The sequence below is a fragment of the Corallococcus sp. CA054B genome, from assembly GCF_003611625.1.
Lineage (GTDB): Bacteria > Myxococcota > Myxococcia > Myxococcales > Myxococcaceae > Corallococcus > Corallococcus coralloides.
Genome location: NZ_RAVY01000038.1, coordinates 1 through 22,162, shown reverse-complemented (window position 1 = coordinate 22,162; position 22,162 = coordinate 1). Strand labels below are relative to the sequence as shown.

General features: G+C 71.5%; 19 protein-coding genes. 7 read left to right on the top strand and 12 right to left on the bottom strand.

What is annotated here, in order from left to right; all coding sequences use genetic code 11:
• Positions 1–1,084 precede the first annotated feature (1,084 nt).
• Both D7V80_RS12455 and D7V80_RS12450 read left to right on the top strand, forming a co-directional pair.
• On the top strand, positions 1,085–2,383 hold the full coding sequence (locus tag D7V80_RS12455) for an acetamidase/formamidase family protein (RefSeq protein ID WP_120588364.1): 1,299 nt from the start codon (positions 1,085–1,087) through the stop codon (positions 2,381–2,383).
• A 138-nt stretch (positions 2,384–2,521) separates the two neighbouring features.
• Complete coding sequence (locus D7V80_RS12450) at positions 2,522–3,109, top strand: SRPBCC family protein (RefSeq protein ID WP_158616613.1); 588 nt, start codon at positions 2,522–2,524, stop codon at positions 3,107–3,109.
• Positions 3,110–3,120: 11 nt separating this feature from the next.
• On the opposite strand, the gene D7V80_RS12445 is transcribed toward D7V80_RS12450, so the two are convergent.
• From D7V80_RS12445 to D7V80_RS12430, 4 genes are all read right to left on the bottom strand, one after another.
• Positions 3,121–4,296, bottom strand: coding sequence for a serine hydrolase (locus D7V80_RS12445; protein WP_233585283.1), 1,176 nt, complete (start codon positions 4,294–4,296; stop codon positions 3,121–3,123).
• A 108-nt stretch (positions 4,297–4,404) separates the two neighbouring features.
• Positions 4,405–5,034 carry a 2OG-Fe(II) oxygenase gene (locus D7V80_RS12440; RefSeq protein WP_233585282.1) on the bottom strand — a complete coding sequence of 210 codons (630 nt, stop codon included), beginning with the start codon at positions 5,032–5,034 and terminating at the stop codon, positions 4,405–4,407.
• A gap of 73 nt (positions 5,035–5,107) precedes the next feature.
• Positions 5,108–6,046: a RimK family alpha-L-glutamate ligase gene (locus D7V80_RS12435; protein ID WP_120588360.1), complete on the bottom strand. Its 939-nt coding sequence runs from the start codon at positions 6,044–6,046 to the stop codon at positions 5,108–5,110.
• Between the two features lie 28 nt (positions 6,047–6,074).
• A complete protein-coding gene (locus D7V80_RS12430; RefSeq protein WP_233585281.1) occupies positions 6,075–6,584 on the bottom strand; it encodes a hypothetical protein in 510 nt (169 codons plus the stop codon).
• Between the two features lie 157 nt (positions 6,585–6,741).
• Here D7V80_RS12430 and D7V80_RS12425 point away from each other — a divergent pair, with 157 nt between their 5' ends.
• Positions 6,742–8,085, top strand: coding sequence for an erythromycin esterase family protein (locus D7V80_RS12425; RefSeq protein ID WP_120588359.1), 1,344 nt, complete (start codon positions 6,742–6,744; stop codon positions 8,083–8,085).
• Between the two features lie 16 nt (positions 8,086–8,101).
• Here D7V80_RS12425 and D7V80_RS12420 read toward each other — a convergent pair whose 3' ends face one another.
• On the bottom strand, positions 8,102–8,569 hold the full coding sequence (locus D7V80_RS12420; protein ID WP_120588358.1) for a DUF6496 domain-containing protein: 468 nt from the start codon (positions 8,567–8,569) through the stop codon (positions 8,102–8,104).
• Positions 8,570–8,659: 90 nt separating this feature from the next.
• Between D7V80_RS12420 and D7V80_RS12415 the strand changes: the two genes are divergently transcribed.
• Positions 8,660–10,753: a WD40 repeat domain-containing protein gene (locus D7V80_RS12415; protein ID WP_120588357.1), complete on the top strand. Its 2,094-nt coding sequence runs from the start codon at positions 8,660–8,662 to the stop codon at positions 10,751–10,753.
• On the opposite strand, the gene D7V80_RS12410 is transcribed toward D7V80_RS12415, so the two are convergent.
• Together D7V80_RS12410 and D7V80_RS12405 are read right to left on the bottom strand one after the other, a co-directional pair.
• Entirely contained in the window at positions 10,728–11,843 is a 1,116-nt protein-coding gene (locus D7V80_RS12410; RefSeq protein WP_120588356.1) for a hypothetical protein, read from the bottom strand. The two genes, D7V80_RS12415 and D7V80_RS12410, sit on opposite strands and share 26 nt — an antisense overlap.
• Positions 11,844–11,847: 4 nt before the next feature.
• The gene (locus tag D7V80_RS12405) at positions 11,848–12,336 is read right to left on the bottom strand and encodes a DUF962 domain-containing protein (RefSeq protein ID WP_120588355.1); all 489 of its coding nucleotides are present in this window, start codon (positions 12,334–12,336) and stop codon (positions 11,848–11,850) included.
• Positions 12,337–12,444: 108 nt separating this feature from the next.
• Here D7V80_RS12405 and D7V80_RS12400 point away from each other — a divergent pair, with 108 nt between their 5' ends.
• Positions 12,445–13,317: an NAD-dependent epimerase/dehydratase family protein gene (locus tag D7V80_RS12400; RefSeq protein ID WP_120588354.1), complete on the top strand. Its 873-nt coding sequence runs from the start codon at positions 12,445–12,447 to the stop codon at positions 13,315–13,317.
• A 9-nt stretch (positions 13,318–13,326) separates the two neighbouring features.
• Here D7V80_RS12400 and D7V80_RS12395 read toward each other — a convergent pair whose 3' ends face one another.
• The 4 genes from D7V80_RS12395 to D7V80_RS12380 form a co-directional block, all read right to left on the bottom strand.
• Complete coding sequence (locus D7V80_RS12395; RefSeq protein ID WP_120588353.1) at positions 13,327–13,518, bottom strand: hypothetical protein; 192 nt, start codon at positions 13,516–13,518, stop codon at positions 13,327–13,329.
• Positions 13,519–13,531: 13 nt separating this feature from the next.
• Positions 13,532–14,161: a hypothetical protein gene (locus tag D7V80_RS12390; RefSeq protein ID WP_120588352.1), complete on the bottom strand. Its 630-nt coding sequence runs from the start codon at positions 14,159–14,161 to the stop codon at positions 13,532–13,534.
• A gap of 12 nt (positions 14,162–14,173) precedes the next feature.
• Positions 14,174–17,788, bottom strand: coding sequence for an annexin (locus tag D7V80_RS12385; RefSeq protein WP_120588351.1), 3,615 nt, complete (start codon positions 17,786–17,788; stop codon positions 14,174–14,176).
• A gap of 165 nt (positions 17,789–17,953) precedes the next feature.
• Positions 17,954–18,814, bottom strand: a complete 861-nt coding sequence (locus D7V80_RS12380; protein WP_120588350.1) for a hypothetical protein — start codon at positions 18,812–18,814, stop codon at positions 17,954–17,956.
• A 265-nt stretch (positions 18,815–19,079) separates the two neighbouring features.
• Here D7V80_RS12380 and D7V80_RS12375 point away from each other — a divergent pair, with 265 nt between their 5' ends.
• Positions 19,080–19,430 (top strand): hypothetical protein, encoded by a 351-nt coding sequence (locus D7V80_RS12375; protein WP_199738539.1) that lies wholly within the window; start codon positions 19,080–19,082, stop codon positions 19,428–19,430.
• Positions 19,431–19,449: 19 nt separating this feature from the next.
• Here the strand turns inward: D7V80_RS12375 and D7V80_RS12370 are convergent, their stop codons facing one another.
• Entirely contained in the window at positions 19,450–20,739 is a 1,290-nt protein-coding gene (locus D7V80_RS12370; RefSeq protein WP_158616612.1) for a universal stress protein, read from the bottom strand.
• Positions 20,740–21,085: 346 nt separating this feature from the next.
• On the opposite strand from D7V80_RS12370, the gene D7V80_RS12365 reads away from it, so the two are divergent.
• On the top strand, positions 21,086–22,162 hold a 1,077-nt coding region (locus D7V80_RS12365; protein ID WP_147447074.1), incomplete at its 3' end, for an HAD-IC family P-type ATPase.

The following is a 22,162-nucleotide window of genomic DNA, read 5'->3' as shown; positions in this document are numbered from 1 at the left end:
ATAGTCCGACAGGTTTGCGCCGCCCGGGCAAAGCGGGAGCCCCCAGGCCGCGCCGTTTCAAACGTGTCCGACAGTCGGACAGGTTTCTGCTGCCGGGCGAAGCGGACGCCTCCGGGCCGCGCGGTTCCGAACCTGTCCGACAGTCGGACAGGTTTCTGCTGCCGGGCGAAGCGGACGCCTCCGGGCCGCGCGGTTCCGAACCTGTCCGACAGTCGGACAGGTTTCCCAGGCTCGGATGGAAAGGGGGGGCGTCCCGACCACGCAGTTCCAAACGCGTCCGACAGCCCGACAGGTTTCAGCCGCACGAAAGCGGGCCTCATCCGCCACGCGGTTCCGAACCTGTCCGACAGTCGGACAAGTTTCCGCCGCCCGGCATGAACGGGCGGCTCCCGCGGCGCCTTCCGGACCATGTCCAACAGTCCGACAGTCGGACAGGTTTCCGAGGCCCGGGTGGAAATGGGGGCGTCCAGCGCCGCGCCGTTTCAAACTTGTCCGACAGGTTTCCGTGACCCGGACGAAGCGGGCGCCTCCGGGCCGCGACGGCCCAGACGTGTCCGACAGTCGAACAGTCGGACAGGTTTCCGTGACCCGGACGAAGCGGGCGCCTCCGGGCCGCGACGGCCCAGACGTGTCCGACAGTCGGACAGGTTTCCGCGGCCCAGAGGGAAACGGGCGCGTTCCGGCCGCGACGGCCCAGACGTGTCCGACAGTCGGACAGTCGGACAGTCGGACAGGTTTCCGCCTTCCGGAGGCGGACGCCTTCCGACCGCGCCGTTCCGAGCTTGTCCGACAGTCGGACAGGCTTCGGTCACCCGGACGAAACGGGCCGCTCCCAGCCGCGCCGTTCCGAACTTGTCCGACAGGTTTCGGCCGGCTGGACGAGGTGGGCGGCTCCCGGCCGTGCCTTTTCAAACCTGTCCGACAGTCGGACAGGTTTTGGCTGTGCGCCGCCGGCAGGGGCGTCTCCGGAGGGTTCTCGTGTTCTCATCCCTTTGGAGGGGGCGCATGCCCGAGGGTTGCGAGCCCGCGGTCACCGGCTGAGGCGACGCGGACCCGGGACCGTTCCTCTACACTGCGCCGGCCCATGATCCGCTCCCTCGCCGTCCTCCTCTGCTGTCTGCCTGCCGGCGCGCTCGCGGCCTCCGAGTCCTGGCTCGTGACGACCGACCTGTGGGGCAACCCTGCCTACCAACTCCTCACGCTGGAGCGCGACGGGAAGCGCCTCTCCGGTGAACTGGACGGCGATGCGCTGAAGGGGGAGCGCACGGGCAACGCCATCCACTTCGTCGTCACGGACTCGCGCCAGAAGACCTACGTCTTCGACGGCAAGGTGAGCGGTGAATCGCTGCGCGGCACCGCCGACTACCCGGACAGCAACAACCCGAAGACGCGGGTGTCCCATGCCTTCACGGGCCGGTTATTGCCCTCTCGCCCCACGGGCGGTCCTCGCGTGCATGACTTCACGCCCACCTCCTGGTCCAACGAGTTCACCGCGCACCGTGCGCCGGTGCTGACCGTCTGGCCGGGCGACACGGTGCGTACCTCGACGCTCGACTCTGGCGGCATGGACTCGAAGGGCGTCACCCGCGCCCTCTTCGGCAACCCGCAGACGGGGCCCTTCTTCATCGCCACCGCGAACCCGGGCGACACGCTGGCCATCCGCATCCGCCGGCTCACGTTGAACCGCACGTTCGCGGACAGTCTGGATGGCATCGTGGGCCGGGCCCTCACGCCGGGCCTCGCCGCGAAGGCGACGGAGCTGGGCAAGCCCGTGCGCTGGAAGCTCGACCCCGAGCGCGGCGTCGCGTCCCCGGAGTACCCGACGGAGCGCCTGAAGGCCTTCACCGTGCCGCTGCGGCCCATGCTGGGCGGTCTGGCCGTGGCGCCCGGCTTCGGATCCGCGCCGCTGTCCACCGGAGACACGGGCCGCTACGGCGGCAACATGGACTTCAATGAGGTCGTGGAGGGCAACACCGTCTACCTGCCCGTGGCGCAGCCCGGAGCGCTCCTGTACCTGGGCGACGCGCACGCCGCGCAGGGCGACGGCGAGACGTCGCAGTACGCCCTGGAGACCTCCATGGACGTCGAGTTCACCGTGGACGTCCTGCACGGCAAGCCGCCGCCCTCCACGCCTCGCGTGGAGTCCCTCACGCACCTGATGGCGCTGGGGCAGGGCGGCTCACTGGACGACGCCCTGCGCTCCGCGACGCAAGGGCTGACGCAGTGGCTGGAGCAGGACTACGGGCTCACCCTGTCGGAGAGCGCGCAGGTGCTGGGCAGCTCCGTCCAGTACGTCGTCGCGAACCTCGCCGGGCGCAGCGTGGGCGTCGCCGCGAAGCTGGACAAGGCCCGGCTCCAGGCCCTCCGCCCCTCGGTGAAGTGAGCTGTAGTCCCGGGTGTGCCCGCGGCCCCGGAAAATGGGGCGGAAATGCCGTGTCGATTCCGCGGCCCCTCGTTCGACGTGGAGATGAACCCTCCCGGTCACCCGGGAGCACTTCTTCCATCGAATTGGGAGCCTCCCATGGCCAGCAAGATCGCAATCGCCGTCCTCGTCATCGTCGTCGCACTGGGCGCCTTCGTCGCCACCCGCCCGGACCACTTCCGCATCGAGCGCAACGCGCACGTGGGCGCGCCCCCGGCCACCGTCTTCGCGCTGATCAACGACCTGCACCGGTTCGACACGTGGAACCCGTTCCGCTCCGAGCCCGCGCCCGGCGTGACGAAGTCCTTCGACGGGCCCAACGAAGGACCGGGCGCCAGCTTCGCCTATGCCGGCGGTGAGTCCGGGGATGGACGCATGACCATCGTGGAGAGCCAGCCCGGCGCGCGCGTCGTCATCAAGCTGGAGTTCGTCAAGCCGTTCGAAGCCACGAACCAGGCCACCTTCACGCTCACGCCGGAGAACGGCGGCACCCGCGTGAGCTGGGCGATGGAGGGCGAGAACACCCTGATGGGCAAGGTGATGTCGCTCGTCGTGAACATGGACACGATGCTCGGCAAGGAGTTCGAGCGGGGCCTCGCGAACCTGGACGCCGTCGCGCGAGGCGCCACCCCGCCCTCCAGCGCGAGCGCCCAGGCCGACGCGGCGACGCCCGCCCCGGCGCTCTGAAACGCAACGCCTCAGTCCTCCAGCGCCCGGTAGGCGCCCTTGGAGAACTCCAGGGCCAGGGCCTCGTCGTCGGGGCCCTGCGCCCGTCGCTGCATCAGCAGGATGGCCGTCAGGTCCTGCCGGGGGTCGATGAAGAACGTCGGGCCGTAGCCGCCGGCCCAGCCGTAGCGCCCGGCGGTGGGGGAGATGCCATCCGGCTTCGTGCACACGGCTCCGCCGAAGCCCCATCCGGACGCATCCCAGAAGCCGGGGAAGAAGGGCGAGGCGGCCTTCTGCTCCTCCGGAATCTGATCCGTCAGCAGCTCCTGGACGCTCGCGGAGGACAGCAGGCGGGTGTTCCCGGCCTGTCCTCCGCCCAGCAGCATCCGGCAGAAGGCGAGGAGATCATCGGCCGTGGACACGAGCCCTCCCTGGCCTCCTCCCGACAGAAACGCGGGAGGCCGCGACCAGAAGCTGTCCGCCGGTGTGTCCCACGCCTCCAGCCTCCCCGTGGCGTCGTCGCGCGCATAGGCCGTCGTGAGCCGGTCGAGCTTCTCCGCGGGCACGGTGAACGCCGTGTCCTTCATGCCCAGCGGGACGAAGAGCCGCTCGCGCAGGAAGTCGTCGAAGCGCATGCCCGAGGCCCGTGCGACGAGCACGCCCAGGACCTCGTAGCCGGTGTGATAGAGCCACCGCTCTCCCGGCTGATGCATGAGCGGCAGCGCGCCCAGCCGACGCATGAATTCGTCGGGCGGATCCGTGATCGCGTCGAAGCCGGGCGCCACCCGGGCTTCGCTCATGGCCCGCTGGATGGGATGCGTGCCGGGCGGCGCCATCACCGCGCCCAGCCCCCAGCGCAGCGTGAGCAGGTCCCGCACGGTGATGGCGCGCTTCGCGGGAACGGTGTCATCGAGCGGGCCGCCGGGAGTGCGCAGGACGCGGCGGTCCGCCAGCTCCGGCAGCCACGGGTCGACGGCGCCGTCGAGCGGGAGCTTCCCGTCCTCCACGAGCATCAGCGTGGCCACCGCCGTGATGGGCTTGGCCATGGACGCGAGCCGGAAGAGGCTGTCCCGCCGCATGGGCGGACCGGAGGGGGTAAGGCCCTGCGTGCCCAGCACGTCGACGTGCACGGTGTCTTCGCGAGCGACCAGGGCGACGACACCGGGCAGGTCACCGTGTTCGACGTGGCCGCGCAGGGTGGAGGTCATGTCGGCGAGCCGTGACGGGGAAAGCGCGGCGGAGCGTGGGTGCATGGCCTTGAGTCTAGATCCGCGACGCCGGACGCGAGTCCCAATGCGTGGGGGCAGGCCGGCGCTTCAGCGCTTCGCGAGGATGAAGGCGGTGACGGAATAGCGCTGGTGGCCCTGGGCCTCGGACGTCCATTCCGTCACGCGGTGCGGGGCACCCCTCGCGCGGAAGATGAACACCGAGTTGAAGAGCGGCGGGACGCGCATCATGTCCGCGTCCACTTCGGGATGCCGGAAGGTGAGGACGCCGCCGAAGCGGTCCTCCCACGGGCGCGTGAAGTTGTAGACGACGGCGAGCCCTTCCTCGTCCGTGTCCCGGTGCTCCGGGAAGAACTCGCCCACCTCCATGCGCGACACCTGCACCTGCCGCGTCTCCAGCGGCTCGGGCCAGCCCACCAGCGCGGCGTGGAAGGCCGCGCCGTCCGCGCTCTGAAGCCACGCGCAGAAGTCCGTCAGGGCGGAGGACTCTTGTTGATGCAGCGGCGCGATGTGCAGCGGATAGGGCCCGTGGTGGTGGCGCACGAAGCGCGCGTCTCGCAGGGCCTGGTGCAGGGCCTCGGCGCGCTCGGGGAAGAGGGCGTCCGTGAGGCAGAGGTGCGGCACCCGTCCGCCTTCGATGAACTCCCGGCGGAGCGTGGCGTGCAGGGCTTCCGAGACGGAGGCCAGGCGCGTCCACGCGGTCGCGGACGCCGGGAACACCTCCGGCTTCGGGGCCGGGACGGGGCCGAAGATGCTGTCGGCGTAGTCCGTGATGAAGAACCCGCTCGGGCGCTCAGGCCTTGGAGACGAGGTAGCTGGCGAGCCGGGTGATGACTTTGCCGTCGCGCGGATCATCGAAGAAGGAGATGGCGGGAGTGGGGTTGAACTCAAGCGCCACGAAGGCGCCGTCAGGCGTACGCCGCAGGTCCACCGCCGTGAAGACCATGCCCAGCGCTCTGGCGCCCTTGAGACACACCGCCCAGGCCTCCTTCGGCAGGCGGGCGGGCTTCACCCGGTGCAGGTTCTGCCTCGCGTCCACCACGCCGTCCGTGGGGATGTGGAAGGCGGACACGGGCTCTCCGTCGAGCACGTAGGCGCGGAACTCGTCGCCCTGGATCTGCTCCTGGAACAGCACCGGGCAGTTGGCGAGCAGCTGGAGTCGTTCCTCGGTGAGGTCCGCCTCCTCCACCTTGCGCACCAGCGCGCCGCCGCTCAGGGGCTTGTAGATGACGGCCCCGTGGCGCGCGACGAACTCGCGCACCGCGTCCGGCGAGGCGGTGGCCAGGGTGCTGGGGACGGGAATGCGGTGGCGGCGCAGCAGGGCCAGCTGTTGCAGCTTCAGGTAGTGCAGCTCCACCGCCTCCAGCGGGTTGACGAACGAGCCGCCGCGCCGGTGGAGCGAACGCAGCACCGAGTGGAGGAACGACTGGCGCTCCCGCTCCGCCAGGTACTGCTCCTGCCAGCGCGGGAAGTTGCGCTCGGACAGGGCCTCGGCCTCGGGGACCGGGAGCGAGAGGCGCACGAGCTTGAGGTAGAACGAGCGCAGGTCGCTGAGACACTCCCCGTCCCAGTGCACATCGCCGTCCTCCCAGCTCAACGCGGCGGAGTCCGGGACCCGGTCCGTTTCCAGGACGATGGCTCGCGCACGCCGCCGCTCCACCGCTTCCGCGACGAAGCGGGTGGCGTCATCCGAGCGCGAGCCGATGACCACGACCTTCTTGCGAGACGTCATGGGGTCCCTGACTTCGCCCGCCCGGTGTTCAGACCGGGCTGTCCATCTTGACCTTCACGATGCCGCCATCCAGCGGCTTGAGGTCCGGGAGCTTCGAGCCACGCGTGGGGTCATCCATCATGACCTTCACCATGCCGCCGCCCGGCGTAGTGAAGTCCGGCAGCTTCAAGCCACCGGTCGGATCATCCATGCGGATCTTCACCCGGCCGCCGTCCGGCGGAGTGAAGTTCGGGAGCTTCGAGCCGCGGGTGGGGTCGTCCATCATGACCTTCACCATGCAGCTGTCCTTCGGCGGCTTGAGGCCGACGCCGTCGCCCACGAACTGGTCCGCGAGCTCACGGGCCTTCGGGGTCAACTTGACCTTCTCGAAGGCGTCACGCACCTGGGTCTTCTGCTGGGGGCTCAGCTGGTTCGCGTCAGCGCCCTGGAGCGCCTTCTTGAGAGCCGGGGCGCCCACGGCCTTGCCAGCCGTGCTGGCGGTCTTCAGGGCGGTCCGCAGCGACGAGACGAAGCCCGTGGGGGATTTGATCTGGGTCATGAAGATTCCTTTGGAAAGGTTATCGGCATGCCTGATCAGGAGTTGCTTGATTCTCTGAGGATGAGAGCCCCGGTAGAGCATGGGGCTGCCTGGCTGGCCGCCGTCTTCCTTCGGGACGTGGGCGACCCAACCCTTGAAGACAAGGGGAGGTGACACCATGGCGCACCGAGACGACGGACTGCTGGTGCGAGCGCTCGCCGAGTCCGTGCGGCCGCTCCAGGGGACGCGGGAGGACTTCGGGCCCCTGATGGACCTGGTGGGGGACGCGACATGCGTGCTGATTGGGGAAGCGACCCACGGCACGCACGAGTTCTACCGGCTGCGCGCGCTGCTGACGCGGAGGCTCATCGAGGAGAGGGGCTTCAACGCCGTCGCGGTGGAGGCGGACTGGCCGGACGCGTACCGAATCAACCGCTACGTGCGGGCCATGGGCACCGACGCGGACGCGGTGGAGTCGCTCTCCGACTTCCAGCGCTTCCCCGCGTGGATGTGGCGCAACGCGGACGTGCTGGACTTCGCGGGCTGGCTGCGGACCCACAACGACCGCCACTCCGCGCGGGAGAAGGTCGGGTTCTACGGGCTGGACCTCTACAGCCTCCACGCCTCCATGGGCGCGGTGCTGAAGTACCTGGACCGGACGGATCCCGAGGCCGCGAAGCGCGCCCGGTACCGCTACGCGTGCTTCGAGCACTTCGGCGAGGACCCGAAGGACTACGGCCACGCGACGTCGCTGGGCCTGTCGGAGGATTGCGAGCGGCAGGTCGTCGACCAGCTCCGCGAGCTGCAACGGGAGCGCGAGGCCCTGCTGCGCCGGGATGGATTCATCGCGGAGGACTCGCAGTTCGAGGCGGAGCAGAACGCGCGGGTCGTCCAGAACGCGGAGGAGTACTACCGCTCCATGTTCCATGGACGCATCTCGTCCTGGAACCTGCGCGACACGCACATGGCGGACACGCTGGATGCGCTGATGGGCTTCCTGAAGCGCCGGCTGGGGGCCGCCCGGATCGTCGTCTGGGCGCACAACTCGCACGTCGGGGACGCGCGCGCGACGCAGATGGGGGAGTCGGGCGAGGTGAACCTGGGCCAGCTGACGCGCCAGCGGCACCCGCGAGCGACGCGGCTCATCGGCTTCAGCACGTACCGGGGCACGGTCACCGCGGCCTCCAACTGGGGTGGGACCGCCGAGCGCAAGCAGGTCCGCCACGGGCTCGCGGGCAGCTGCGAGTCCCTCTTCCATCAGGTCGGCCTGCCGGGCTTCCTGCTGGACCTCCGTGAGCTGGGAGAGGCCGCCGGAGCACTCCGCGAGCGGCGCCTGCAGCGGGCCATCGGCGTCATCTACCGGCCCGAGACGGAGCGCAGGAGCCACTACTTCCACACGCGGCTGCCGGAGCAGTTCGACGCGATGTTGCACATCGACGAGACGCGCGCGCTCGAGCCGCTGGAGCGCACCGCCGGATGGGAGCGCGGTGAGGCACCGGAGACCTATCCGACGGGCCTGTAGTCGCCAGGAATCGCGGCTACCTCCGGGGCCGGCTGGACGCCTTGCGGGTGGCCGCCGCCTTGCGGGCGGACGTCTTGCGAGCGGTGGCCGTGCGCTGGCGTGAGGCGCTCTTCGCCTGGGCGGACAGGGCCTGCTTGGAAGCCGCCTGACGGCCCTCCCGCTTGAGCGCGCCCTGCGTGGCCTTGCTCCGCTTCTTCGACGGTGCCCGGGGCTTGCGCTCCTGTTGCCCCACCTCCAGGTCCTGCTTCGCCGAGCGCCGTGTGCGCGCGGAGGCCTGCTTCTCCGTGGGAGGCTTCAGCGGGACGCCCGCGCGACGCGCCTTCGACAATCCAATCGCGATGGCCTGCTTCGAAGAGCGTGCCCCATGCTCGCCTTCGCGGATGTGCTCCAGTTCCTCGTGCACGAACCCACCCGCGGCGGTGCTGGGGCTCTTGCCCTCGCGCAGGTCCTTCTTCGCTCGTGCAACGGTCGCCTTGTCGGGCATGGCTTCCTCCCATTCGGGTTACGGTCCTGGCCCAAAGGTGCGGACGCTCCGCGCCCAGGCAAGCCGTGCCCCGTGTCCGGAGGGAGCCCCATGCGGTGGTGGTGCCTCATGCTGTTGCTTGCTTCCTGTTCGGCGCACCGGTCCTCCGGTGGCGGCGCGCCTGACGAAGCGAACGCGCGGGACCTGCGCGCCCGCATCCACGAGGCCCGGGGCGAAGCAGCCGCCGAGTCCCGGCAGTGGAGCATGGCGGCGGCGTCGTTCGCGCTCGCTCGGGCCTCGCGGGATTCGCTCGCCGCGCAGTGGGGACAGGGCCAGGCGGTGGACCGCGCCTCCACGCTGCGCTGGTCGAAGCGCATCCAGGGCTCGGTGCTCGCCCTGGCGTTCACGCCGGATGGCCGCGTGCTGGCGTCCGGGCATTACGACTCCGTCGTCCGGCTCTGGGACGTGGAGCGCGGCGAGTTATTGGCGGAGCTGAAGGGCCACACGGCCGAGGTCCACGCCGTGGCCTTCTCGCCGGACGGCCGCTGGCTGGCTTCCGCGGGAAGACCCGGCGAGCTCCGGGTCTGGGATTGGCGCCAGGGCAAGCCGCACGCGGTGATTCCCGGCCACGCCGACGTCGTGCTCGGGCTGGCCTTTTCGCCCGACGGCAGGCGGCTGGCCTCCGGCGGCCTGGACAAGGCGGTCCGCGTCTGGGACTTCGAGACGGGCGCCGAGCAGCTGCGCTTCGAGCACGGCGACTACGTCATCGCCGTCGCCTTCGCTCCGGACGGCAGGCGGCTCTTGTCCACGAGCGCGGACCGGAGCGCGCGGCTCTGGGACCTGGAGTCGCGCAAGGAACTCCACCGTCTCGTGGGGCATGAAGAGAGGGTGGTGGCGGGCGCGTTCTCCTCGGACGGACAGCGCGTCATGACGGCGGCGGGCGACCGGACCGTGCGCTTCTGGGACGCCCGCTCGGGACAGCTCACCGACGTGTTCCGCAATGCATGTGACGTCTCCGTGGCCGCCATCGACAGCGGGTTCCAGCTCCTGGTCCAGGGCGGATGGGAAGGGCGCGTGCAGCTCGTCGATGGCCATGGGGGCGCGCTGCTGGAGCGGATGGATGCGCATCACGCCGCCGTGATGAGCGTGGCCTTGTCACCGGACGGGCGCACGTTCGCTTCGGGCGGGATGGACGGCGTCCTCGACGTGTGGCGCCGGCCGGGGGCTCCCGCGCAGGTGCTGCTTCGTGGGCCTGACGTCTGGGTGGAGGCGCTGGCGTTCTCCCAGGACCGCGAGCTGATGACAGGCAGTGAGGAAGGCTGGCGGCGGTGGCGCATCGCGGAGGGAAGGGAACTCCGTCCGGAAGTGGGAGGAGCGGAGTCCGCGGTGTCCCTGGCGGTGAGCCCGGATCGCGAGCGCATCGCGGTGGGCACGCTGAAGGGGAAGGCGCTCGTGCTGGACGCGCGTTCGGGGCGGGTGCTGCTGGAGCTGCCAGGGGCGAACGGCTCCGTGCGCGCGGTGGCCTTCAGCCCGGATGGGGCGCTCCTCGCGGTGGCGGGCGATCCGGACATCCAGCTCTGGTCCGTGTCCGACAGCAGGCCCGTGGGACTGCTCCAGGGACACACCGGCAGGGTCTGGGCCCTGGCCTTCGACAGCACGGGGCGCAGGCTCGCGTCGGGCAGCAAGGACACGACGGTGCGGACCTGGGACGTGGAGCGGCGTCAGCCCCTCTTGCGGCTCGACATGGGCGAGCCCGTGCGCGCCGTGGCCTTCACCCCGTCCGAACCCCACCTGGTGACGGCGGGAATGCGTCAGCCCCTGCGCGTCTGGGACGTGACGGAGGGCCGGCTGTTGAAGACGCTGGGCGAGAAGACCGTGGGCGTGCTCGCCCTGGCCATGTCGCCGGATGGCCGCTTCCTGGCCTCGTCGGGCATGGAGGCCGGGGTGAAGGTCTGGGGGCTGCCCTCCGGAGAACCGCTGGGGACGCTCACGGGCCAGCAGGGCTTCGTGGCGGCCCTGGCCTTCTCCCCGGACGGTGCGCTCCTCGTCTCCGCGGCCTCCGACCGGAAGCTCCAGCTGAACCGGTTCGACTCCGTGGCCCATCCGCCCCCGGCGGGGGCGGGCATCGACCAGCTCCTGCGCCGCTACGGGCTCGTCTGGGACGAGGCGCGGTTCCGCCTCACACCAGCCGCAGGAAGCGATTGAGGTCGCGGAACAGCCAGAGAGGGCTGCCGTGCCACACGGCCACCTCCAGCACCCCCGCCCAGACGACAAGCCCCATCCGCACCGCCGAGGGCCAGCGGGGAGCGCGCAGCACGCCCACGCACAGGGGCACCAGCAGCAGCGCGGACGCATGCCACCAGTGGCGCGTGTCGATGACCGCGAGCAACACCCCCAGCCCCACCGACGCGGTCACCAGTCCGTCCGACCCACGCCAGGACAGCGCCAGCACCACCGCGCTCAAGCCCATCACCAGGGCCACGGTGCCGGGCTCGCCCAGGATGGAAGGCGTCGCCGCATCCGTCTGGGCGGCCAGCGGCGCCATCCACAGGAACGTGCGCACGCAGAGGATCCCCGCCGCAGCGACCCCGAGCAGCGTGCCCCACGGCCACTGACGCACCGGCCGCGCATGCACCACGCGCCACAGCGCCACCACGCCCACCGCGATGAGGACGAGCGCCCGGTAATGCAGCAGCGCCGCGAGCGCCAACCAGCGCAGCGCCACCACCGGGCGGTCCTTCGCGAGCGCCGCCAACGCCAGCACCCCGCAGACGAGCCACGCGCCGTCGTACTGGCCATGGAGCGCCAGCCGCATCAGCGCCAGCCAGCAGAGGAGCCCCACCGCCCAGCGGCCTCCCGCCGGTTGCCCGTCCAACAGCCGCAGCGCCGCGTAGAGCGCCACGTGCGCGAAGACGAGCAGGTACAGCAGGCACACCTGCCCGAAGGTCTGGGGCGACATGGGCACCCACTCGCCCACGAGCGCCAGCGGCAGGAAGAGCACCAGCGCGCCGGGGGGATAGACGTACGGCACCTCCAGCCACTGGTCGATGGCTTGGCGGTACGGGACGCCCTCGCGAAGCTCGCCCAGCGGCGCGGTGTAGAGGGGCTGGAGTCCGCGATGCAGTCCCACCCAGACCACGTACGGATGGCGCACGTGGTCCGAGTAGCCCTCCTTCAGCGTCCCCAGCGACGTCACCCCGGACAGGGGAACGGCGGAGAGCACGAGGAGCGACAGCAGCGTGAGCAGGCCCCACCGCGCGGCGGGATGTCGTACGAGGATGCCGGGGCCTTCCATGACGTCAGACGCTGGAGGCCGCCACGCGCGCGCGCAGGTCCTGCTTGAGGCCCAATGAGAAGAGCACCAGGGTGAGCAGGTACACGGGCTCGATGAAGAAGAGCTGCGGACCGCCGAGGGACAGGCCGTGGGTCTTCTTCTCGAAGACGACGTGCGCGCCCACCACCATCGCGAAGCGGAACACCATCACGCCCACCGCGATGCCCGCGGCCGTGCCCGTGGGAAGCTGGGCCACCGCTTCCGCGGCGAGCAGCGTGGGCACCAGCGGCAGGGCCATGAGCAGGCCCGCGGTCCACTCCAGCGTCATGGCGTACACGGCCACCGCGGCCACCAGCAGGTGCGCGGCGGTCAGCGGCGTGCCGGGAATGCGCACCCAGCACAGCGGCACCAACAGGGCGAACGTGAAGAGGTAGGCCCCCACGAAGTGCACGGCGCGGCTGACACCATTCTCGTGCAGGGGCATCCAGACGCGCATCTTGTCGGCGAAGCTCATGGACCCCCACCGTAGGCCATCCGCGCGCGGGATGCCCTCTCCGTGTGAAACCCGGAAGGCCTCGGCGCATCAGGGGGGCGCAACCTGAATTGGAAGACGGGGTGGACCATGAGAATCCTTGTGACGGGCGCGACGGGCTACATCGGTGCGGCGGTCGTGGACGCGCTCAAGCATGCGGGGCATCAGGTGGTGGGGCTGGCGCGGTCGGATGAAGCGCGGAGCAAGCTCACCGCCAAGGGCATCCAGGCGGTGCAGGGCGACCTGAAGGACACGGCGAGCCTGACGGCCGCGGTGAAGGACGTGGACGCGGTCATCTGGACCGCGACGTCCAACGACAAGGACGTGGACACGCCGGCCGTGGCGGCGATGCTGGGCGCGCTCCAGGGCTCGAACAAGACGTTCCTCTACACGAGCGGCGTCTGGGTGCACGGCCACACGCAGGGCGTCGTCAACGAGGACGCGCCGCTGAACTCGACGCCCATCGTCGCGTGGCGGCCCGCGGTGGAGCAGCGCGCGCTGAGCACGCCGGGCGTGCGCGGCATCGTCGTTCGCCCGGGTGTCGTCTACGGGCAGGGCGCCGGCATCCCCGCCATGCTCACCGGCTCCGTGAAGGACAAGGGCTCCGTCACCTACGTGGGCACGGGGGAGAACCACTGGGCGGTGGTGTTCGTGGAGGACCTGGCGGACCTCTACGTGCGCGCCGTGGAGAGGGCGCCCGCGGGCAGCGTCTTCGTCGCCACCCAGGGGGCGGGCGTGAAGGTGAAGGACGCCGCGCAGGCCGCCAGTGAAGGCGCGGGCGTGGCCGGCAGGACGGTGGCGTGGCCCCTGGAGGAGGCCCGCAAGCAGTTCGGCCCGTTCGCGGACGCGCTGGCGTTGGATCAGCGCTTCACGTCCGAGAAGGCGGAGAAGCTCCTGGGCTGGGCGCCCAGGGGCCCGGGCCTCATCGAGGAACTGCGCACCGGCTCCTACGCGCACCGCTGAAGCGGCGGCTCAGGCGGAGGCGTTCAGCGCCGCGTTGTGCGCGTCACACGCGGCCTGCGCCAGCCGCGAGCCCACCGCGATGTAGAGGATCCAATCCGCGGGGTCGCTGTCCGTGAGCACCCGCAGCGCGACGAGCCCCCGCAGGCGCGCGTTGCCGACGATGGCGAGCTGCGGGACGTAGTCGCTGCGCGGCAGGGGCATGGCGTCCCCGGGGTCAGTTCCGGATCGCCTTGAGCACCTTGGCGATGAGGCCCGCGTCCGTCACGCGCTCGTACGTGAAGAGCTGTCCGTATACCGCGTGGTAGCGGAAGACCGTGAAGGGTCCCTCTTCGTCCCTGGCGTGCTCCGGCACGAGCACCGCGAAGCTCTCATCGCCCACGCCCACCATCTCGGTGCAGCGCAGGCGCTCCAGCTTCCCGGCCGGGTCGCGCAGGTTGTAGACGTCGTCGAGGCCGAAGCCGACGACGCCTTCGACTTCGGGCTCCTTGGGGAGGTACTTGCGCAGCACGCCCAGCACCTGCTCCAGGTACTGGCGGGCCGCCGGGGCGGTCGCCGGCAGCTCCTGGCGCTTCGCGTCCTCGCGGACCAGCGACACCAGCGTCGAATCCGGCAGGCGCGTGTCCGCGAGGATGGCCTCCAGCCCCTCAATGCCCGTGAACAGGGGGATGCTGTTGAAGTTCAGCGCGTGCTGGATCTGGTCCTCCACGTCGGACAGGGTCGCGTTGGGCGCACCGTAGGCCTTGAGGAAGGTGCGCGCCTTCTCCAGCGGAGGCGCGTTCTTGAGGGCCTCCATGCGTGCCTTGAGCTCTTCGAGGCGGGCGCTTGTCTTGGGATCGGCGGTCATCGGGAGTGTGCCTCAGGGACCAGGGAAGGCGGTCAATACCATCACCTGCGGCGGGGTGCCGTCGATGAGGCGCAGCCGGAGGTTGTAGCTGTTCGCGTTCGCGGGGACGGCCGTGCGGTTGCCCGCCGAGTCCACCGAGGCCGTGAACCCCTTGCCCACCGTCGTGCCGGGAGGCGCGGCGATGTTGAGGTGGTCGCTGTAGCCGTACATGGCCAGGTCCGTCTTGATGGTGTTCCAGTTGTCGGCCACGAACTTGTTGATGGTCGCGTCCATGGTCGCGTCGCTGGACCACTGGAAGGAGTTGTTCTCAATCTTGCCCCAGCCGTCGCCGGTGGTGACGCGGCTCTGGATGCTGCGCGTGCCCGGAGGCTGGCCCGCGGAGGAGTAGGGCAGCTGGGCCCCGTGCCGGTCGATGGTGTGCGCGTTGTGGGCCGCGCCGTGCGCCGCGTCGTTGGCGTTCACGTCGAGCTTGGGGCCGTTCGGGAGCACGTCGGCCAGCTGCTGCTCGCGGATGATGCCCCGGCGGAGGATCTCCGTCTGGGCCTGGTCCGCGCGCACCTTGGCGTTCTGCTGCGTCTCGATGGCGACCTTCTGCCCGGTCGACGGATCGAACCGGGTGTAGGGACTCGGGTCCGCGTCCCGGTTGAGCTCGGTCTGGGTCCGGGTCTGCGGGTCGTACGTGCGCTCCGAATACACGCGACGTCCCTCGGCCTGGCGGGCCTTGAACTGCGCCTTCGTCTCGTTCGCGGCCTGCGGGTTGTTGATGGCGGCGGTTTCCGCGGCCGTCATGGGCATCTGCGGGGGCGGCGTCACCTGGGCTCCGGTGTTCACCGTCGTGCCCACGCCCGCCCAGTCCGGCGTCGTGGAGGCCGGCGTGCCGTGCATGGCCACGGAGCCCACGCCCGGCGCCAGCGAGTCCAGCCGCTTCGCGTGGAACTCAATCTGGAACTCCACGTTGGCGATGTCGCGCTGGAGCGCCGCGCGCTCGGCGACGGTGGCCGCGGTGGGCTTGCCGCTCATGCCCGCGATGCTGTCGTCGATTCGCTTCTGCGCCGCCTCCAGGCCACCCAGGATGTTCTTGAGCTTCTGCACCTCCAGCTTGGACTCGAAGCCCTGCGTGCCGTAGCCCGGCGTGCGGGTGAGGGCCTGCTGGACGCGGTCCTTGAGCTGGCGGATCTGCCCGGTGGGCCCCTCGTACTTCTGGAGCAGGCGCGCCGTCTCCTGGTGCGCGGCGATGTCCGCGGGCGTGGCGTGCGGCCCCGCCTCGATGCGCACCTGGCCGTTGTCGTAGCGCACCTTCGTGGTGTTGCCCGGCAGGTCCGGGTTGCGCAGCACCGGGATTTCGCGCGGCTTGAGTAGCTCCTCGCCCTTGGCGATGCCGCCGCTGACGACGCCGCCCGTCACCGCGCCCACGGTGCCGTCCGTCACCGCGCGGGTGGCCACGCGGCCCACGCCCGTGAGCGCGCCGTCCTTCCACGTCTCGGACTGGGTGGCCGCGTCCATGGCGCCACCGGCCGCGCCGCCGTAGGCACCTTCCTTGATGCCCTGCTTGATGGCGGTGCGCACGGTGCCCTCCGCCGTCTCACGCACGGTCGTGCGGACCGCGGCCTCCGTGGCCTGGGTGGCCGCCGCGCGCGTGCCACCCGTGACGGCGGAAGCGCCCTTGCCGATGGGGATCACCGCCGTGCCGCCCTCCACGGCGCCGATGAGCGCCTGACGGCTCAGGTCCTGCGCTCCGGCCGCGCCGCCCTGGATGGCGGCGTACGTCGCCGCGCGCGTGGTGGCGCCCACCGCCGCGTACCCGGCGATGGCCAGGGGCGTGGCCGCGCCGCCCGTCGCGACGACGGCCACGGTGGTCGCGGCGACGACGGCCACGGTGGCCGTGGTCTCCGCCAGCGAGTCCTTGGCGGACTGGAGCGCCTTCACGTCCTCCGTGGCGTAGCCCGTCAGCGTGTCCGCGCGCTGGGTGTCACCCGTCGCGATGGCCCGGTCGGCGCGGTCCAGGTTGCGGTTGAGGATGTCGTTGTCCGACTCGCCCTTGGTGAGGTGCTGGATGCCGTCCAGCAGGTTCACGCCGAAGCCGGACTCGTTGGACTGGACCTCGCGCAGCCGCCGCACGCGCTCCTGCGCGGCGTTGGGGTCGTTGGGGTCGATGGCGCCCAGGTCGTAGTCCTGCTTGAGCAGCTCCAGCTCGTCGCGGCCGTCCAGCTCGCCGTCCAGCTCCGCGCGCAGGTCCTTGCCGTACTTCTGCTGGTAGGCGGCGGCGATGTCGTTCAGCTGGGCCTTGGACTTGCCGCTCAGCTCGGAGCGGATGGCGTCCTCGTCCGTGCCCATGCCATCCATGGCCAGGAACAGCCGCTCCGCGGAGGCCTCCGCCTGCCCCTTCGCGTCGTCCGCGGCGGGCGGGTTGAGCAGGCGCATCGTGACGTCCCGGTCGCCGCCGTCCCACTTCTGGATCTGGGCGTCCAGCGACTGACCCGTCTGCTTCTGGTACTCGGCCTTGATGGCGTTGATCTGCTCCGGCGTCTTGCCCTGGAGGATGTCGCGCACGCCGCTCTCGTCCGCGCCGAAGAAGCCGCCCATGGCCTCGCGCAGCCGGGCCGCGTCCGCCTGGGCCGGGTTGCCCTGCATCAGGCCGACGGCGCGGTCGTACTCCTCGGTGGACAGCTCGTCCTTGAGCTTCGCCTTCAGGCCCTCGTCCTGCGCGAGGAGGGCGCGCTGCTCCGGCGTGGCCCGCTCCAGGCGCTCGAAGATGCGGCCCTCGTCGGTGCCCCAGCCGGCCATGTCCTCTTCCAGGCCGGCCTTGAGCGCCTGGGTCTCCAGCGCGGTGGCCTCCGCGGGCGTGGACGCCTGACCCGCGCCGAGCATGCTCCGGGCGCGCTCCAACTGCGCGCCGTCCATCTCCCGGCCCATGCGGGCCAGCAGGACGTCCTCGGGCTTCTGGCCCGCCGGGGTGCCGCCGTTCATGTCCGCGTACTGCTGCGCGATGGCGTGGCGCTCCGCGGGGGAGCGCTTCTCCAAAATCTTCAGCATGTCCTCGTTGGAGCCGAAGAGGCCGTCCATCTCGGACTGGAGGTTGACCGCGTCGCTCCTGGCCGCATTGCCCTGGAGCAGGCCCTCCGCGCGCTGCAGGTCGGAGCCGCCCAGCTCGTCCCGGATCTTCTCATCCAGGTTCTTGCCGTAGTGGTCCTGGTAGCTCTGGCGGATCATCGCGATCTGCTCGGGCGTCTTGCCCTCGAGCGTCTTGAAGATCTTGTCCTCGTCGGTGCCCCACCCGGTCATGCCGCCGTCCATGGCCTCGCGCAGGGCGCTGGCGTCCTTGTCCGCCTGGGCCTGCGTGTACGCAGGCGCGGCCGGGGCGGGCGCGGGAGCAGGCGCCGGGGCCTGCGGGGCGGGCGGTGCCGGCGGACCGGCGACGGTGTTGCGCGTCGTCGCGACGTTCGCGGTCGGCGTCCCCAGCGACGGGCCGGTCCGGCCCTGGGGGCTCTCGAAGCTGGAGCGGTCGCGAGGCGCGGGCTTGGGCGCGGGAGGAGGCGGCGGAGGCGGCGGTGGAAGAGGCTTTGGGGCCGGCGGCTGCTGCGGGAGCGTGCGCGGAAGGCCGTTGTTACGAGGTCCGTCGATCGCCATCGTCTGTCTCCGAAGACTTCTCTGCCCTCGGTGGGTCCAATACTGGCGCCCTGGAACCGCGGCGTCCCCCGCCACCGGGTGCAATCCTTTTCATCATTATCGCATCCCCCCGCCTCCAGGTTGCCTGTTGAGCCGGGCGGGCCGGAATCCCAGGTAGGCACTGGCCTACACTGTGCGGGTGGCGCGCAGGCGGGGCGGGGTGAAGGACAGCTCGCGGACCTGGAGCCGGGAGGTGGTGAAGCCGTCGAAGCGCTTGGGGGCGTCCGGCGTGCCGGCACGGACGGCGACGTGGGACTCCACGTCCAGCTCCAGGCGGATGGGCCACAGCCGGTCCAGGGAGAGCAGGCAGCCGCCGTGGCCCTTCGCCTCGGTGTGCATGGAGGCTTCGCCCTTGACTCCCGGCGGTGGGCGGAGCGAGGCGGGGATGGGCTGGGGCGTGCGCGGCGTCTCCATCTGGAGGCGGAGGCCCACGGACTGGCCCTCCAGGCTGCGCAGCTCCACGCGCGTGTTCGCGCCGGTGAGGGCGCCGCTTCCCGCGCCCTTCTCCTCCCAGCGGGCCCCGACGCCCACGGGTTCGCCAGGCAGGAAGGTGCCCAGGTCCTTGAGCAGTCCGGCCATCTGCTGCATCTGGCCGCGCACGGGCGCGGAGAGGTCCGCGGGCAGCTTCCACTCGAAGCCGCTGGCGCGGCCGTTGGGGGCCACCTGGCCTTCGCCCTTCAGGCCGGGCAGGGGAGACAGCTGCGCGCGGGCCGCCTCCACGGTGCGCACGGGCGTGCGCGCGGCGACGAGCAGGTCCACCTCCTCCAGCGTGAAGCGGTAGCGCGCGCTGCCATCCGGGAGCACGCGCAAGACCTCCACGGCCATCACCATCTGCACCCCCGGCATCGCGGGGCCGGGCTTGCCGCGGCCCGCGTCGCGAAGCGTGGTGGTGGTCTCCGACCGCATGCCGATGCGCTGCACCCCGCCGAACAGGGGGCGCAGCAGGAGGGGCTTCTGGGGGGCCTGACCGCGATGCAGGACGTGCATGGACCGCGACTCTAGCCCCGCCGCGCCGCTTGTGAATCCGGGCGGTGAACGCTGGGGCCAGGTGGGAGCCGTGGATGTCTGCGATTGCGCCCCGGGGCCACTGTGCTCGTCGCGAAACACCGGGACTGTGTTGCTTTTGAATAACGGGAGATTCCAGGCAAAGCCAGACAGCGTCGTCTCGGTCTGTGAGTGTGTTTTTCCAGGGCGCGAGAACTTGCTTCCGAGGGGCGAAACACGTCGCGGAGACAGGATTGATTGTTTATAGGTGAGCAACCTCTGGATCGCCGTCGCGCTCATCACCCTGGCCTCGGCCTGGATGCTGTTCAACTGCATCCGCGCGCTGGGGAAGCTGGACCGCCCGGTGCGGCTCATCGGCCGGGACGGCATCCGCTTCCCGGATGGCGTGCTCATCGCCTGGGGGGACATGGAGGAGAACGTCTACTACGCCCAGTCCTACATGGGCCTGCCGATCCTCAAGATGGTGCAGATCAAGACCACGCTCGCGAAGCCCCGCGTGAAGAAGCTGCGGGTCGCCGCGCTCGCCATGGACAGCGACGAGTACATGGCGCTCTGCGACAGCTACAGCCAGGGCGGCGGGGCTCCCGCCGCGCGCTGACCCAAGGCCGCTGCGCGCTTCAGCGCAGCGGGGGACGCAGCACGAGCACGGGCCGGCGGCTCAGGGAAAGCACCTTGCGCGCCACCGACCCGAGCAGGGCTTCCCTCACGCCTCCGTGGCCGCGCGAGCCCAGGCAGAGCAGCTCCGCGTCCATCCGCTCCGCGGCCTGCACGAGCGCGAGCGCCACGTCCTCGCCGTGGAGGACCTCCAGCCGCGTGGTGACCTCCCGGACCTCCAGTCCCCTCGGCACGCGCTCCAGCAGGCGCTGCTTCAGGTCGCGGTGGAGCTCCGCGCCGGCGCGCTCGGGAATCACCGTCACCAGGTGCACCTCCGCGCCCGCGGGCGCCAGCGCGAAGGCGAAGGGAATGGTCTCGTCCGCGAGCGGCGACAGGTCCGTGGCCACCAGCAGCCGCCGCACCTGGGGCAGCGGCACCTCGCCCCGGGAGGCCGCGGGGCTCACCGGCACCACGGCCGCGGACATGGGCGCGAGCCGCAGGGCGTGGTGCGCCACCGAGGCCAGGTTGCCCAGGGCGTTGTGCGGGTGCGTGCCCACCACGAGCAGGTCCACCTCCTGCTCCCGGGCCAGGTCCACCAGGTGGTCCGCGGCGCGGCCCACCGCCATGCGCAGGTGCACGCGCGGCGCGACGCCCTGGCTCGTTTCCGCCAGCGCCGCCACCTCGCGGTGGAGCACCGCCTCGATGCGGGGCGCCACCTCATCCAGGTTCATGGGGGTGGGCAGTCCCAGGCGCCGGCACTGCTCGAAGGCGTAATAGACATGCCCCGCCAGCAGCTCGATGGGGCCGTCCGCGCCCAGCTCCTCCAGCCAGCGCCGGGCGGCCTCGCTGCCCCGTGAGCGGTCCACCCCGAACATCACCCGCAGGGGCCGCGCACCCGTGAGCCAGGCCTCGAAGGGGGCGGCGTCACGCACCCGCAGGAGCGGCACGGCGCAGTTGTTCGCGATGCGCTCCAGGCTGACGCCCGACCCCAGGCCGGCGGGCTCCTCGCGGGGCGTCCCCACCACCAGCAGCCGCGCCTCTTTCGCGTCGCAGAAGACGGCCAGGGCTCGCGAGGAGCCGCTCTCCAGCAGGGAGGACTCCACCCGCGCCCCCAGCGGCTCCAGCCGCCGGATCTCCTCGCGCAGCAGCGCCCGCAGGCCTTCGCGCACGGGCTCGGCCGCGACCCGGAGCTGATCCGGGTGGACCTGGTGGACGAGCCAGAGCGGCAGGCCCCGGCGGGCGGCGATTCGCGCGGCCACCTCCGCGGCCTGACGGGAACCTTCGGAGAGGTCGGTTGCGCAGAGGATGGCCATGGCTGGGCTCCGGACGGGGGGAAGGTGCCGCACCGGGGCGTTCCGGTGGGTGGGCTCGCGCTGGGAGCGCGCCCCGCTGTGGCTTCCAGGCCTCTTCAGGATGCGTGCCGTCCCCGCCCCACCTGCGTCCCCGGCCCGGCCCGCGCAAGGGTTGCGGCGCCTGGAGGCGCGGGCGCAAAAGCTGCGCGTCCCGGGGACCCGGCCCGCGTCCACCCTCTCGGCATGGGCTTCGCAACCCGGTGGGGCATCCCCTGGCGCAGGAGCGACCCGAGATGAGCCTCCCTGGTTGGCTGGACCCCGAGCGTGACCCCCGCGTGGCGCGCCGTGGCGAGCGGGCGGTGCCGCGATGAGCGCGGCGAATACCGGGGCGGCGGTGGCGGTGGCGCCGGAGCCGCGCTGGGGCCTCACCCAGCGGGAGGCCGAGGCGCGCCGGGTCCGGCACGGGCCCAACACCCTGACGCGCGAGCAGCCCCGCTCCGCGTGGCTCTTCCTGGGCCGCCAGTTCCGCTCCGGCATGGTGTGGCTGCTGCTGGGCGCGTGCGGCGTGGCGGCGCTCCTGGGCGAGGGCGCGGACGCGGTGGCCATCGCCACCATCGTGGTGCTCAACGCGCTGGTGGGCTTCCTCCAGGAGTACCGCGCGGACCGCGCCGTGCTGGCCCTTCGCGCGCTCACCGCTCCCAGCGCGCGGGTGCTGCGCGACGGCGTGAGCGCCGTGATACCGGCGTCCCAGGTGGTGCCGGGGGACGCGCTGGTGCTGGAGGCGGGGGACGTGGTGGCGGCGGACGCGCGGCTGCTGTCGGCGCATGCGCTGCTCACGCTGGAGGCGGCGCTCACCGGGGAGAGCACGCCGGTGGACAAGCAGGTGGGCGCGCTGCCGGACTCCACCCCGCTGGCGGAGCGCAAGGACCGCGTCTTCATGGGGACCTCCGTGGCGGCGGGCGCGGCGGTGGCGGAGGTGACGGCCACCGGCATGGACACGGAGTTGGGCCGCATCGCGCACCTGGTGCGCACGGCGCAGGAGCCCCAGACGCCGCTGCAACAGCGCCTGGAGGGCGTCACCCGCATGCTGCTGGTGCTGTGCGTGGCCGTGGGCGCGCTGGTGGCGGGCCTGGGGCTGGCGCGGGGACAGGCGGGGGTGGACCTGTTGCTCGCGGCGGTGGCGCTCGCGGTCGCGGCGGTGCCGGAGGGCCTGCCCACGGTGGTGACGCTCGCGCTCGCCGTGGGCGTGCAGCGCATGGTGAAGGGGCACGTGCTCGTGCGGCGGATGCAGGCGGTGGAGGCGCTGGGGGCCGCCACGGTCATCTGCACGGACAAGACGGGCACGCTCACCCAGGGAATCATGGAGGTGCGCGAGGTGTGGCCCCCGGAGGCCGCGCCGCGCGTGCTGGAGGTGGCGGCGGCGTGCTGCGACGCGGAGCTGGGG

Bases quoted from the DNA above. Each gene is read 5' to 3' on its own strand.
- D7V80_RS12445 (WP_233585283.1), bottom strand. From the start codon at position 4,296: ATGACCTCCACCCTGCGCGGCCACGTCGAACACGGTGACCTGCCCGGT.
- D7V80_RS12370 (WP_158616612.1), bottom strand. From the start codon at position 20,739: ATGGCCATCCTCTGCGCAACCGACCTCTCCGAAGGTTCCCGTCAGGCC.
- D7V80_RS12415 (WP_120588357.1), top strand. From the start codon at position 8,660: ATGCGGTGGTGGTGCCTCATGCTGTTGCTTGCTTCCTGTTCGGCGCAC.
- D7V80_RS12455 (WP_120588364.1), top strand. From the start codon at position 1,085: ATGATCCGCTCCCTCGCCGTCCTCCTCTGCTGTCTGCCTGCCGGCGCG.
- D7V80_RS12395 (WP_120588353.1), bottom strand. From the start codon at position 13,518: ATGCCCCTGCCGCGCAGCGACTACGTCCCGCAGCTCGCCATCGTCGGC.
- D7V80_RS12380 (WP_120588350.1), bottom strand. From the start codon at position 18,814: ATGCACGTCCTGCATCGCGGTCAGGCCCCCCAGAAGCCCCTCCTGCTG.
- D7V80_RS12400 (WP_120588354.1), top strand. From the start codon at position 12,445: ATGAGAATCCTTGTGACGGGCGCGACGGGCTACATCGGTGCGGCGGTC.
- D7V80_RS12450 (WP_158616613.1), top strand. From the start codon at position 2,522: ATGGCCAGCAAGATCGCAATCGCCGTCCTCGTCATCGTCGTCGCACTG.
- D7V80_RS12405 (WP_120588355.1), bottom strand. From the start codon at position 12,336: ATGAGCTTCGCCGACAAGATGCGCGTCTGGATGCCCCTGCACGAGAAT.
- D7V80_RS12430 (WP_233585281.1), bottom strand. From the start codon at position 6,584: ATGACCCAGATCAAATCCCCCACGGGCTTCGTCTCGTCGCTGCGGACC.
- D7V80_RS12385 (WP_120588351.1), bottom strand. From the start codon at position 17,788: ATGGCGATCGACGGACCTCGTAACAACGGCCTTCCGCGCACGCTCCCG.
- D7V80_RS12435 (WP_120588360.1), bottom strand. From the start codon at position 6,046: ATGACGTCTCGCAAGAAGGTCGTGGTCATCGGCTCGCGCTCGGATGAC.
- D7V80_RS12425 (WP_120588359.1), top strand. From the start codon at position 6,742: ATGGCGCACCGAGACGACGGACTGCTGGTGCGAGCGCTCGCCGAGTCC.
- D7V80_RS12410 (WP_120588356.1), bottom strand. From the start codon at position 11,843: ATGGAAGGCCCCGGCATCCTCGTACGACATCCCGCCGCGCGGTGGGGC.
- D7V80_RS12420 (WP_120588358.1), bottom strand. From the start codon at position 8,569: ATGCCCGACAAGGCGACCGTTGCACGAGCGAAGAAGGACCTGCGCGAG.
- D7V80_RS12390 (WP_120588352.1), bottom strand. From the start codon at position 14,161: ATGACCGCCGATCCCAAGACAAGCGCCCGCCTCGAAGAGCTCAAGGCA.